This window comes from Streptomyces sp. NPDC045968, from assembly GCF_056430475.1.
In genome coordinates, this window is sequence record NZ_JBWKLF010000002.1 from 152,309 (window position 1) to 164,508 (window position 12,200).

Consider the following 12,200-nt stretch of genomic DNA (forward strand, 5'->3'; position numbering starts at 1 on the left):
CAGCGCCGTCCCCCTCGCTCAAGGCGTACGACGAGTACGGTCAGCCCGGCCGCCCGTCCACGCGAGGGACGTCCTGGACGTGACTGCGACGGGCCAGGACACGCATGACCGCGCCGAGGATGTCATGGGCCGGATCGGCCTCCGCTGCCGTCTCCTCGGGCCTGGTCACCGCACTGGGGACCAGAATGCCCTCCGCGCCGGCCGCCCTGGCCGCGAGCACATCCGCCGCGATGTCGCCGATCACGACGCAGTCGGCCGGCCGCACGCCGAGGCGCCGGGCCGCGTCGGTGACGAGTCCGGGGCGCGGCTTGCGGCAGGGGCATCCGGTGTCCGGGTGGTGGGGACAGTAGACCCAGACGTCGAACGGCCCGATCAGTTCGTCGACGCGGAGGTTGACCCGGCGCACGTCGTCATGGGTGAGCAGCCCGCGCCCGATGCCGGACTGGTTGCTGACGACGCCTGTCGCCATGCCGGCCTCACGTACGAGGCGTACGGCCTCGGCGGCGCCCGGGACCGGGCGGACCCGTTCCGGGTCGCCGTTGTAGGGCACGTCATGGACGAGCGTGCCGTCACGGTCGAAGAGCACCGCCACGGGCCGGAGCCCTAGGGGGCTGCCGGTCGACGGCCGGTGCCTGGGCGCTGTCATGGGCGGCCTCCCGGGGGCATCCACCCTCCCCGTCCAGCCGGCGTTCGTAGAGCTGCGGGCCGAGGAATCGGGTTCTCACACATCGATCCTGCCGGTCGGTCACTCCGCCGCATCTCCGGAGCTGCCGTTGGAATGAATCTGCAATGGACCGAGTCGGGGCGCACGGCCCCTTTCTCCCGTCGCGACGGGACGTCGGGCCGGTGACGCCTATGTATGGCTTCGGAATTCGGGGGAACCCAGGGAATCGCGATCACCATGGATACGCAGCGTCGAGAAAGGTGACAGTTGATGACTGAGAATGACGTGAGCAAGCGGAACGTACTCGCCATCGTCACCAATTACGGTGTCGAGCAGGACGAACTCGTGGTCCCCGTCGAGCACCTGCGCGGCTGGGGCGCCCAGGTCGATGTCGCCGCCCTGTCGATGGACGACGTGGAGACACTCGTCGGCGACAAGAATCCGGGAAAGGCCGTCCGGCCCGACCTGACGCTGGCCGACGTGGACCCGGCACGCTATGACCTGCTGCTCGTGCCCGGCGGGACCCTGAACGCCGACACCCTGCGGCTCCAGGGCCCCACCACCGAGATCGTCCGCGCCTTCACGGAGTCCGGCCGCCCCGTCGCGGCGATCTGCCACGGACCATGGGCTCTTGTCGAAGCGGGCGTCGTCCGGGGAAAGCGGCTCACCTCCTACGCCTCGCTGCGGACCGACATCCGCAACGCGGGAGGCGACTGGACCGACGAGGCCGTCGTCACCGACGACACGGGCGGCTGGAACCTCATCACCTCCCGCAACCCGGGCGACCTGGAACCCTTCGTACGGGAAATCGACGAGGCGCTCGCCGCATAGCACTGAGGGCGCGTCCTGACCCGAACGGCGTAGCGTGCGGCGTGAGCTCGGGGGTCGACCACAGCGGTTCCGACGGCGAAGGGCCCCGGACCGGCCCTGACCCCTCGGGAGGATCTCCGTGGATCTCACGATCCAGCAGCTGCGCTACTTCGTCGCCGTGGCGGAGGAGCTGCACTTCGCCCGCGCGGCGGAACGGCTGCGCATCGCGGCCCCCTCCCTGAGCCAGCAGATCGCCGCGCTGGAGCGGCGCCTCGGCGCGCCCCTCTTCCGGCGGAGCCCGCGGCAGGTCACGCTCACCGGGCCCGGGGCCGAACTGCTGCCACTGGCCCGTCGCTCCATCGCGGCCCTCGACGAGGTGGTGAGCTGGGCCGAGGAGCGACGAGCCGCCGGAGCCCCGGTGCGCGTGGGGCTGGTGGTGGGCGGGCGTATCACCTCGGCCATCCTCCAGGAGGCCGCAGGGGCGCTGCCCGACGCGAGGTGGACGATCCGGCGGCTGCGATTCGCGGACTCCCTGCACGCGCTGCGGACGGACCTGGTCGATCTGGCCTTCGCTCCCGGCCTGGCGGCCCCGCCCGACCCCGGAATCCATGCCGTGCCCCTGTGGGCCGAGGAAAGAGTCCTGGTCCTGAGCACCGCCCATCCACTGGCGGGTCGTGACAGCGTCACGGTGAAGGAGATCGCGCAGGAGCGATTCGTCGCCACCGCGGGGGACGACGCCCTGACGCGCTGGCTGGACCTTCCGCGCAGCGACGGGTTCGTGCCCGATGTCGCGTACGTCGCCGACACCTTCGAGGAAGTCCTCGACTTCTGCGCGGCCGGTCTCGGGGTCAACATCGCGGGAGCGTCCGCGACAGCGGATTCCAGCCGGTCCGGTATCGCCTTCGTACCGGTGCGCGGTCTGCGGGACGCCACGATCTATCTGCTGCGCTCAAGCAGGGCCCCCGCTCCGGCGATCCGGGCATTCGAGCAGCTCGCCGTGCGGGTCGCCCGTCGTGAATCGCGGCGAGCCGGCTCCGAGTGACCGCCGGGCCACCGCGCTGACCTGCGATCTTAGGCTCAGCCTTATAAGGCTTGGGCCAACGCGTCGTGGATTCGGCCCAGGCCCCTCAGCAGACTCGATCGTATTCACCACCGCCCTACGGAGGCACCCGTGACATTCGATCAGGTCCGCAGTAAGCAGCAGCCGTCGTGGCAGGGGGTGCTTCCGGGCGAGCCCGCCCCCTTCTTCCTGGAGGACGGTGACGGCGAACGCGCCACGTTGTTCGACAGCATCGTGACCGTCCTGCTGTCGGCGGACGAAACGCAGGGGCAGTTCGGTGTCTTCACCACGCGCCAGCCCAAGGGGGATTTGATCGTCGCGCACTCCCACGAGGATGTGCACGAGATCTTCTACGTGGTCGAGGGCTCCGCCCGCGTCTTCCTCGAACACCCCGACGGCCGTCAGGAGAGCAGGCTGCTGGGCCCGGGCGACTTCGGCTACGTACCCGCCGGGATCGTGCACTCGTACCGTACCGAGAGCGAGTACAACAAGGTCCTCGGCGTCTCCACCGGGGGGTTCGAACGCTTCTTCCAGGCGTTGGGCACGCTGACCGAGGAACGCGATCTGCCCATCAGCCGGCCCTACGTGCCTTCTCCGGACCGGATGCGGCAGGCGTTCACCCAGTACAGGAACGTCCCCGCCCCGGGGCAGCGGTGGGACGGCGCATGAGCACGCACCCGGTTCCGAATGATCCCGCCGCCGTGGCACAGCGCCGCCGCAACGCCGAGTTGATGAACGCGTACGTCGAGGGCCTGGCCGCCACCTCCCCACCGGGCCCCACCGCACCCGAAGCGGCGGTGCGCGTCTGCCGTGACCTGGTCTTCTCCCGCCCCGCCACGGGCGGTGAACTGCGCCTGGACCTGTATCTGCCCCAGGACGCCGTCGGGCCGCGGCCCGTCGTCATCTGGCTGCCGGGCGGGGGCTGGCAGCGGGCCGCCCGCGGCATGGGCCCGCATCTGGGACGGCTGTTCGCGCAGCGGGGCTATGCCATGGCCGACGTCGAGTACCGGTCGAGCCGGACGGCGATCTGGCCGGCGCAACTGCACGACGTCAAGGCGGCTGTGCGCTGTCTGCGGTCCGTCGCTGACACGTACGGCCTGGACGCGGACCGCGTCGGAGTGTGGGGCAGCTCCTCCGGCGGGCACCTGGCCGCGCTGCTCGGCACGACCGGCGGCGCCCCGGAGTGGGAAGGCGAGGGAGGGCACCCGGGCTGGTCGAGCGAGGTCCAGGCCGTCGTCGAGGGCTATGGCCCCACCTCGCTCTCCCATCTGGACAGCGACCGGCTTCCGGGCGGGGTGCTCAACGACATCGACCCCACGTCCCCGCCCTGGGGACTGCTCGACGGGCCGACCACTGTGCGTCCCGGACGCGCGGCCGAGGCGAGCCCGGTCACCCACGTGGCCGGGGGAACACCGCCGTTCCTGCTGTTGCACGGCGACGCCGATCTGCTCGTCGGCCCGGCGCAGAGCCGACGGCTGTTCGAGGCGCTGGCCGAGGCGGGCGGCGAGGCGACCCTGGTCCTGGTCCACGGCGCCGACCACGGCTTCTTCAACACCGGCGCGCTCGAACAGTCACCGCCTCTGCGCACGACCGTCCACACGACCCGGTACGGCGGTCCGACCGCGGGCGAGGCGGGAGTCCTGACGTCAGGCCTGATCGAGCGCTTCTTCGACCAGCATCTGCGCAGGAGCTTCTTCGGCTGAGCCGTGCGGCCGGGACGAGAGGAGCACGGACGACCGGTAGCCGATCCGGGGCCGTCCCCGGATAGCCCAACCGGGGCCCGGGTCCGAACGGACGGCATGTCGCGGGCCCGCCCGGCAGAGCGCCACTTACTGTCTCCCGCACGGCCCAAGGGCCGCGGGCGGCGTGACGGAGGCTCTGCCGCGCGGGCCCCTTCGGCAGCAGGTGACCGGTTCCCCGGCCGCGGCAGCTGTTGCCCCCCGCCCGCAGGCCCCGGAGGATTCACAGAGTGCCCGAAGTCACCGACCCCTTGCTGAATCTCGTCCGGCGGCACAACGAGCCGGTGGTCGTGCAGACGGTCAGGTCCACCGTGGCCGCCGTGATCTCCTACGTCGTCGCCCTGATGCTGAGCAGCGAACCGGCGCCGCTCACCGCGCCCCTGACCGCGCTGCTCGTCGTCCAGGTCACCCTCTACTCCACCCTCACCACGAGCATGCGCAGGGTGAACGCGGTGGTGGCCGGCGTGGTCATCGCCATCGGCTTCAGCTCTCTGGTGGGGCTGAGCTGGTGGAGCCTTGGACTGATCATCCTCGCGTCCCTGGTGCTCGGGCGCTTCGTCCGTGCCGGTGAGTTCGTACCCGAAGTGGCGATCAGCGCGATGCTGGTGCTGGGCGTGACGCGTGTGGCCGCGACGGCCTGGGACCGGGTGCTCGAAACGCTGATCGGCGCGGTCGTCGGGCTGCTGTTCAACGTCCTGTTCGCGCCACCGGTATGGGTGCAGCCGGCCAGCGAGGCCATCGAGCACCTCGCGGGCCGCATGCGGCGGCTGCTGCTCTGCCTCAGCGACGAGGTGGTCGGCCACACCACCGTGGCGGTGGCCGCCGACCGCTTGCACGAGGCGCGGCGGCTGGACCACGACATCGTCCAGGTGGACGCGTCACTGCGGCAGGCCGAGGACAGTCTCCGGCTCAACCCCCGCGTCAAGGAGGGCATGCTCTTCCGGGTCGTCCTGCGGACCGGGCTGGACACCCTGGAGATCTGCGCGGTGGTGCTCCGCACGGTGTGCCGCACCCTGACCGACCTCGCCAAGGCGCGGACGGACGAGCCGCTCTTCCAGCCCGAGACCGCTGCCGCCCTGCACAAGCTCCTCTCGCATATGGCCCGTGCGGTGGAGAGCTTCGCCGAACTCATCACCACGCAGGTCAGCGTCAACGCCGACGCGGCGGAGGACCGGCTGCTCAAAGAGCTGGCCGCCAGCCGCGAGAGCCGCGAGGTCGCCGCTTTCCTGCTGCTCGGCGGCGTACAGCAGCACCCGCGCCAGTGGCAGTTGCACGGAGCGCTGCTGGCGGAGGTCGACCGGATTCTGGACGAACTGGACGTGGAGAAGCGCTCCCAGCGGCTGGTGGAGGAACTGGACCGCCAGTCCCGTGAACAACGGGAGAAATACCCGCTGGTGGACAAACTCCGGGGCCGGCTGCGCCTCGGCCGCTCGCGTCCCGCCGATGAGGACCTGGCCGACGCGTCCGAGGGGCTCGACCGCGAGTAGCAAGGCATGGAGACGCGGCGGCAGCCCCGTGGAGAGATCCCACGCATTTTGTTACCGGGGGTAGGCCCACGCGCCCGTCGTGTTGTACCTTCCGCCTAACAGCTTGCTAGACGCGGTGTCTAACAAGCGTGGATGGCGCGTGGCGGCCATCGGTCCCATCGGCGGGCACGCGATGGGGACGACGAGGCGGCCGGCGTCGGGTCGACCTCTCGATTCAAGGAGCCGCAGCATGGCAAGCAGCACACTTCGGCCGGAGGAACAGGACCGGCTCCAGGAGCAGGACGTCGCACGGCGGCTGCTCGACTCGTCCGCGAAGCTGTCGTACGACCCGGCCACCGAGGTGGACTGGGACTCCCCGCTGGACAAGGACTTCCACGGTGCGAGCCCCGAGTGGAGCACGCTCTACGGAACGGCCTACTGGCAGGAGCTGAGCGACGCCCAGCGCAAGGAACTGACCCGCCAGGAGGCCGCGTCGGTGGCCAGCACCGGCATCTGGTTCGAGATGATCCTGCAGCAGATGGTGCTGCGCGACATCTACACCAAGGACCCGACCGACGCCGAATTCCAGTGGGCGCTCACGGAGATAGCCGACGAGTGCCGGCACTCGATCATGTTCGCCCGGGGCGCCGCCAAACTGGGAGCCCCCGCCTACAAGCCCCGCCGGGGAGTCGTCGAACTCGGCAGGGCCTTCAAGACCCTTGCCTTCGGCGAGGCCGCGTACGCCGCGATCCTCGTCGCCGAGGAGGTCCTCGACGTCATGCAGCGCGACTGGATGCGCGACGAGCGGGTCGTACCGTTCGTCCGCACGATCAACAACATCCATGTCGTCGAGGAATCCCGGCACATGAAGTTCGCTCGCGACGAGACCCGCAAGCGGCTCCGCCACGCGGGCCCGCTGCGTCGGCAGCTGAACGCCCTCGTGATCGCGATCGCCTCCTACTTCATCGTCACCAGCATGGTGAACCGGGACGTCTACGCGAACGCCGGCCTCGACACGCAGCGCGCCCTCACCGAGGCGGCGGCGAACGAGCACCACAGGTCCCTGATGCGTTCCAGCTGTGCGGGCCTCATGGAGTTCCTGTCCTCGGCACGTCTCCTCACCCGGCCGGCGCTGTTCTTCTACAAGCGCGCCAACCTCATCTGACCCGAGATCTGACCCGAGCCGATCGCCCGACCGGAGCCGAGCCGACGCCATGACCTACGCCATCACCCAGACCTGCTGCAGCGACGCCACCTGTATCGCCGTGTGTCCGGTCAACTGCATCCATCCCACCCCGCAGGAGCGGGAGTTCGGCAGCACGGAGATGCTCTACATCGATCCGAAGACGTGCATCGACTGCGGTGCCTGCGCCGACGCCTGCCCGGTCGACGCGATCTTCCCGGTGGACAGCCTCCCCGCGGCGCAGCAGGAGTACGCCGCCATCAACGCGGACTACTTCGCGGACGCCGAGCCCGAACCGGCCGGCGCGGGGCCGAACTTCCACGCCTGGGGCGAGCCGTCCTTCGAGCGCGGTGTGCCGTCCGACTTCGCTCCGATCCGGGTCGCGATCGTCGGCACCGGCCCGGCCGGCATGTACGCCGCCGAGGACCTGCTGCTGCACACCAATGCCGAAGTGACCCTCATCGACCGGCTGCCGGTGGCCGGTGGCCTCATCCGGTACGGCGTCGCACCGGACCATCCGGCGACGAAGAAGGTCGGTGAGACCTTCGCCCGCTTCCACGACCACCCACGGGCGCGGATGGTCCTGGGTGTCGAGGTGGGCAAGGACGTCACCACTCAGGAGCTCGCCGCGCACCACGACGCGGTCATCTACGCGGTGGGTGCCTCCGCGGACCGGCGCCTCGGCGTCGGGGGCGAGGACCTGCGGGGTTCCATCGCGGCCACCACGTTCGTTGCCTGGTACAACGCTCACCCCGAGGTCGCCGCGGACGCCGTCGACCTCTCCGGCGAGCGCGTGGTCGTGGTGGGAAACGGCAATGTCGCGGTCGATGTCGCCCGCATCCTCGCCACGGACCCCGAAACGCTGGCCGGCACCGACATCGCCGACCACGCGCTCGCGGCCCTGCGGGCATCGAAGGTGCGCGAGGTGGTCCTGCTCGGCCGCCGAGGCCCCGAGGACGCCGCGTACACCGCCTCCGAACTGCTGGCCCTCAAGCACCTCGCCGGTGTGGAACTCGTCGTCGACGACCACGATCCGCGGACCGGCGCGACGATCGACGGCGCCGCGCCGAAGGAGAAGGCCGCTCTGCTGCGGAACGTGGCCCGGAGGACGGTCGACTGGTCCCTCGCCCCGGCCGACGGACGCCGCATCGTCCTGCGTTTCCACTCCTCGACCGTGGAGGTGCTCGGGACGGACACCGTCCGGGCCGCTCGGGTGACGGGGACCTCAGGCGACCTGGAGATACCGGCGGGCATGCTCCTGCGGGCCGTCGGCTATCGCGGGGTGCCCGTGACCGGCCTGCCCTTCGACGAGGCGACGGCCACCGTTCCGCACCAGGGCGGCCGCGTGACGGGGCAGCCCGGAACGTACGTCGTCGGCTGGATCAAGCGCGGGCCGTCCGGCGGCATCGGCGCCAACCGCACCTGCGCGGCGGAGACCGTCAGCACACTCCTCGCCGACGCCGTCGCCGGCGCCCTGCCCGCACCGGCCCGGACGGCCACCGCCTTCCGGCGCCTCGTCCGGAGCCGCAACCGCCGGCTGGTCGACGCCCGCGGTCTGGCGGCCATCGACCGGGCCGAGCTATCGCGCGGCCGGGGCCAGGGCCGGACACGCGCCAAACTCGGCACCGTGCCCGAACTGGTGGCGGCGGCGAAGGGCAGCCGCTGGGGACTGCCGCGCTGAGGCCGAGGCCGCCCGTGCGCGGAGGACTTCCGCGCACGGGCGGTGCCCCGCGAGGGCGGCGGGGCGCGGGAACGCCGTCCGGTCGTCGGGGCGTGCGGCCCTGAGGCCCTAGACTCGGCGGATGGCGAAGTACTTCGACGTGCACCCCGAGAATCCTCAGCGGCGCACCATCAGCAGCGTGGCCGACAGCATCCGTTCCGGCGCGCTCGTCGCGTATCCGACGGATTCCTGTTACGCGCTGGGGTGCCAGCTGGGAAGCCGTGACGGCATCGGCCGCATCCGGTCGATCCGCGGCCTCGACGACCGGCACCACTTCACTCTCGTCTGCGAGAACTTCGCCCAGCTGGGCCAGTTCGTGCAGGTCGACAACGACGTGTTCCGGGCCATCAAGGCGGCGACACCCGGCAGTTACACCTTCATCCTCCCGGCTACGAAGGAGGTGCCGCGCCAGCTGATGCATCCGAAGAAGAAGACGGTCGGCGTGCGCATCCCCGACCACGCCGTCGTGCAGGCGCTGCTCGCGGAACTCGGTGAGCCGATCCTGTCCAGCACCCTGCTCCTGCCGGACGAGGAGGAGCCGCTGACGCAGGGCTGGGAGATCAAGGAACGCCTCGACCACGTGGTGGACGTCGTGGTCGACTCGGGTGACTGCGGCACCGAGCCGACCACGGTCATCGACTTCTCCGGCGGCGAGCCGGAGATCGTACGCCGTGGGGCGGGCGACCCCTCGCGGTTCGAGTAGTCACGACCGGCGGGGCGCCTCAGCTCCGCAGGTGCCCCAGTACGGTCCGTACCGCGCGCTCCACCGCCGCGCGCGCCTCGTCGGTGTGGTCGATCGCCTCGAACGAGTGGTGCCCCGAGGGCACGTCGACCACGTCGACGTCCGCTCCGCACTCCTTGGCGGCGGTCAGGAACTCCTCGACCGTCGCCATGATCTCCGGTTGTTCGAGACCGACCCGGGTCAGCACGATCGGCAGCCGTCCCGCGCCGCGCACCGCCTCCACGGGCCGGAACCGGGGATCGACACGTGTCCAGTTGGGCAGCGGCGCGAGCACGGGGTAGGTCGCCGCCACACACCTCAGCCACGGCGGGGGCTCCGCGAGCGGGTCCGCGGAGAGCAGGCCGCCGCCGGAGAAGTACCAGAGCGCCACGCGGTCCCCGTCGACACGCGGGTCGGCGCGTACGAGCTCGACCGCGTCGGCGACGTCCTGGGCCGCCCGCCCGTAGTCGGCGAAGTCGTGGAGCCGGTGGTCGAGCGTCACTCCCACGCCGCCCAGATGCGCCACGTACTGGCCGTAGCCGGCGATGGTCGGCCAGTCCCGCGGGGTCGGCCGCACGGCGGCGGGCAGTGGGCCGCCGTGCACGAACACCACGGCGGGGCGCGGGCCTTCGCCCCCGGGCAGGTGGAGGTCGACCCGGCCAACCCGCTCGCGCGGCCGCTCCGGTACGTCCAGGAGGAAGGGGCGCATATGGACGGGCTGCTCCTTCACCGTCGCGGGCAGCCGGTGGCCTTCTCCCGCGGCGGCCCGGACCAGCACCGCGGCGAGTTCGCCGGGGACGGAGAGCATCGGCCAGTGTCCGGTGGCGAGTTCGAAGAACGTCACGCGGGGGTCGATGAGCGCCTGGAAGCGGGGGTCCCCGAAACCCACCGCGGACTCGACCAGTTGGATGCTCGACCCGTTGGCGGTGCACAGGACACCGGTCAGCGGCACCTCCGCGACCGCCGCGGACAACGCGAGCGGCTGGGTGAGGGTGCCCGCCGGCTGCGGTGCGGCGTGGCGGGCCAGCCTCGCCAGTCCTTCCGCGCCGAGACCCTCGACGCTCCCCCAGCGCTGCCACGCGTCGAGCGGCGGGGGCATGATCAGTCCGTCGTCCCCGGCCGGTCCGGAGGGGCCCAGCAGCCGGTCCCTGACGGCCTGGTCGGGTACGAGGCCCAGGGCCGGGTCGCCGTCCTGGGGCAGGCCCCCGTCGATGTTGACGATCCGGGCGACGCGGTCCGGGCGCCGGCCGGCGGCGCCGAGCACCGGGTACAGGCCGTAGGCGTGGCCGACGAGCACCACCTCCGGCACGTCCAGCTGGTCGATCAGGCTCACGACATCCTGGATGTGCGTCTCCAGGTCCGTGCCGGGCTCCGCCGGAGGGCCGGTCTCTCCCATGCCGGTGAGCGTCACCGGATAGGCGTCTGCGCCCGACTCCCGTAGCCCCGCGGCCACGTCGTGCCAGACCCAGCCGCCGGTGAAAGTGCCGGACACCAGGATGAATGCCGTCATGTACGTCTCCTCGCAGGTGGGGTCCGCGGGGCCCCTGCCCCAGGGGCCGCCCGCCGTCGCCGGTACCGTAGTAACTCCCCCTGAGGGAGGTACAAGCGTTGGCGCCTGACGGCATGTGGAGCATCGGAGAGCTCGCCGAGCACGCGGGCGTATCCGTCAAGACCGTCCGCTTCTACTCGGACCGGGGGCTGCTGCCGGAGGCCACCCGCAGCACGGGCGGCCATCGCAGGTACGGCCCCGGGGCCGTCGACCGGCTGCGTCTCATCCGTTCCCTGCGCACGCTCGACCTGCCCGTGCCGGACGTGGGCCGGGTTCTCGACGAGGAGGACGCGCTGGAGGACGTCATCGCGGGCCGGCTGAAGGAGCTCGGTTCCCGGCTCGCCGCCCTGCGCTGGCGTGAGGCCGCACTCCAACTGCTCCAGGACTGCACCCCGCACGAACGCGCGGAACGGCTCGCGCTGATCGGCGTCGTACAGCTCCCGCCCGACACCACCCTGCTTGCGCGCTTCTGGCGGCACTGGCTGCCGCCTCGGCTTCCCGCACCGCTGGTCTCAGCGGTCGTCGACCAGGCGATCCCGCAGCCACCCGCCGATCCGACCCCGGCCCAGGTGCTGTCCTTCGCCCGGCTGTTCGCCTTCGTCTCCGGCGTGCACGTCGCCGCCGCGCACTGCCAGCCGGAAGCGCACCGGGCCGACAAGGGCTACCGTCCGGCCGTGCTCTACGAAGGTCTCCGTGAGGCGTACGCCCTGGCGTCACCGGAGCTCCGGGCCCGGCGGCCGGGGTGCGAGGGTGAGGCACTCGACTGCTTCGTCTCCGCCTACGCCCGCTCCTACGGCGCGCGCGACACTCGCGGCTTCCGGCGCCGGCTCGCCGGGGTGCTCGCGGAGGATCCCCGTATCGACCGCTACTGGCAGCTCGTCGCCGAGCTGGCGGGGCCGTCGCAGCCGACGGCGGGCGCCGCCCACGACTGGCTCCTGGACGCCCTGGACGTTCAGACGGGGCGGGCCGGCAGGACGCCCTCGATGTCGAAGGACACCTGGTCCACGTAGCACCACCACCAGCCCTCGCCCGTCTCGAAGGAGCGGATGAGCGGGTGGCCGCTGGCGGTGAAGTGGGCGGTGGCGTGCTTGTTCTTCGAGGAGTCGCAGCATCCGACGTGTCCGCAGCTCTGGCACTCCCGCAGGTGCACCCAGGTGTCGCCCCGCGCCACGCACTCCGGGCAGGAGTCCTGGCTGTCGGGGGTCACGGGCCGTACGTCGTCGAGGTGCCCGCAGATCTGGGACGTCCGGTCACCCTTCATCGCCCGTCCTCCTTCGCGTCGCCCGCG

Annotated in this window: 12 protein-coding genes; 9 read left to right on the plus strand and 3 right to left on the minus strand. The window is 71.5% G+C overall.

The annotated features are described in order from the left end of the window. Positions 1-40: 40 nt before the first annotated feature. Positions 41-646: a D-glycero-alpha-D-manno-heptose-1,7-bisphosphate 7-phosphatase gene (locus AC07FA_RS06360; protein ID WP_479073554.1), complete on the minus strand. Its 606-nt coding sequence runs from the start codon at positions 644-646 to the stop codon at positions 41-43. A 288-nt stretch (positions 647-934) separates the two neighbouring features. Here AC07FA_RS06360 and AC07FA_RS06365 point away from each other — a divergent pair, with 288 nt between their 5' ends. The 8 genes from AC07FA_RS06365 (at position 935) to AC07FA_RS06400 (ending at position 9,345) form a co-directional block, all read left to right on the plus strand. Beyond that, the gene (locus AC07FA_RS06365) at positions 935-1,495 is read left to right on the plus strand and encodes a type 1 glutamine amidotransferase domain-containing protein (RefSeq protein WP_479073555.1); all 561 of its coding nucleotides are present in this window, start codon (positions 935-937) and stop codon (positions 1,493-1,495) included. A gap of 118 nt (positions 1,496-1,613) precedes the next feature. Further along, entirely contained in the window at positions 1,614-2,516 is a 903-nt protein-coding gene (locus AC07FA_RS06370; RefSeq protein WP_479073556.1) for a LysR family transcriptional regulator, read from the plus strand. 129 nt (positions 2,517-2,645) lie between these two features. Then, the gene (locus AC07FA_RS06375; protein WP_479073557.1) at positions 2,646-3,203 is read left to right on the plus strand and encodes a quercetin 2,3-dioxygenase; all 558 of its coding nucleotides are present in this window, start codon (positions 2,646-2,648) and stop codon (positions 3,201-3,203) included. Then, positions 3,200-4,237, plus strand: a complete 1,038-nt coding sequence (locus tag AC07FA_RS06380) for an alpha/beta hydrolase fold domain-containing protein (RefSeq protein ID WP_479073558.1) — start codon at positions 3,200-3,202, stop codon at positions 4,235-4,237. Before AC07FA_RS06375 ends, AC07FA_RS06380 begins: the two co-directional genes overlap by 4 nt. 266 nt (positions 4,238-4,503) lie before the next feature. Continuing rightward, on the plus strand, positions 4,504-5,760 hold the full coding sequence (locus AC07FA_RS06385) for an FUSC family protein (protein WP_479073559.1): 1,257 nt from the start codon (positions 4,504-4,506) through the stop codon (positions 5,758-5,760). Between the two features lie 229 nt (positions 5,761-5,989). Further along, positions 5,990-6,904, plus strand: coding sequence for an AurF N-oxygenase family protein (locus tag AC07FA_RS06390; protein WP_479073560.1), 915 nt, complete (start codon positions 5,990-5,992; stop codon positions 6,902-6,904). A 49-nt stretch (positions 6,905-6,953) separates the two neighbouring features. Further along, a complete protein-coding gene (locus AC07FA_RS06395; protein ID WP_479073561.1) occupies positions 6,954-8,603 on the plus strand; it encodes an FAD-dependent oxidoreductase in 1,650 nt (549 codons plus the stop codon). Between the two features lie 121 nt (positions 8,604-8,724). Further along, positions 8,725-9,345: an L-threonylcarbamoyladenylate synthase gene (locus tag AC07FA_RS06400; RefSeq protein WP_479073562.1), complete on the plus strand. Its 621-nt coding sequence runs from the start codon at positions 8,725-8,727 to the stop codon at positions 9,343-9,345. 19 nt (positions 9,346-9,364) lie between these two features. Here AC07FA_RS06400 and AC07FA_RS06405 read toward each other — a convergent pair whose 3' ends face one another. Further along, complete coding sequence (locus AC07FA_RS06405; RefSeq protein WP_479073563.1) at positions 9,365-10,873, minus strand: alpha/beta hydrolase; 1,509 nt, start codon at positions 10,871-10,873, stop codon at positions 9,365-9,367. A 113-nt stretch (positions 10,874-10,986) separates the two neighbouring features. Between AC07FA_RS06405 and AC07FA_RS06410 the strand changes: the two genes are divergently transcribed. Beyond that, positions 10,987-11,922 carry a helix-turn-helix domain-containing protein gene (locus AC07FA_RS06410; RefSeq protein ID WP_479073564.1) on the plus strand — a complete coding sequence of 312 codons (936 nt, stop codon included), beginning with the start codon at positions 10,987-10,989 and terminating at the stop codon, positions 11,920-11,922. On the opposite strand, the gene AC07FA_RS06415 is transcribed toward AC07FA_RS06410, so the two are convergent. After that, the gene (locus AC07FA_RS06415) at positions 11,865-12,173 is read right to left on the minus strand and encodes a UBP-type zinc finger domain-containing protein (protein ID WP_479073565.1); all 309 of its coding nucleotides are present in this window, start codon (positions 12,171-12,173) and stop codon (positions 11,865-11,867) included. The genes AC07FA_RS06410 and AC07FA_RS06415 overlap by 58 nt on opposite strands. Positions 12,174-12,200 lie beyond the last annotated feature (27 nt).

Bases quoted from the DNA above. Each gene is read 5' to 3' on its own strand.
- AC07FA_RS06390 (WP_479073560.1), top strand. From the start codon at position 5,990: ATGGCAAGCAGCACACTTCGGCCGGAGGAACAGGACCGGCTCCAGGAG.
- AC07FA_RS06405 (WP_479073563.1), bottom strand. From the start codon at position 10,873: ATGACGGCATTCATCCTGGTGTCCGGCACTTTCACCGGCGGCTGGGTC.
- AC07FA_RS06410 (WP_479073564.1), top strand. From the start codon at position 10,987: ATGTGGAGCATCGGAGAGCTCGCCGAGCACGCGGGCGTATCCGTCAAG.
- AC07FA_RS06365 (WP_479073555.1), top strand. From the start codon at position 935: ATGACTGAGAATGACGTGAGCAAGCGGAACGTACTCGCCATCGTCACC.
- AC07FA_RS06360 (WP_479073554.1), bottom strand. From the start codon at position 646: ATGACAGCGCCCAGGCACCGGCCGTCGACCGGCAGCCCCCTAGGGCTC.
- AC07FA_RS06415 (WP_479073565.1), bottom strand. From the start codon at position 12,173: ATGAAGGGTGACCGGACGTCCCAGATCTGCGGGCACCTCGACGACGTA.
- AC07FA_RS06400 (WP_479073562.1), top strand. From the start codon at position 8,725: ATGGCGAAGTACTTCGACGTGCACCCCGAGAATCCTCAGCGGCGCACC.
- AC07FA_RS06395 (WP_479073561.1), top strand. From the start codon at position 6,954: ATGACCTACGCCATCACCCAGACCTGCTGCAGCGACGCCACCTGTATC.
- AC07FA_RS06380 (WP_479073558.1), top strand. From the start codon at position 3,200: ATGAGCACGCACCCGGTTCCGAATGATCCCGCCGCCGTGGCACAGCGC.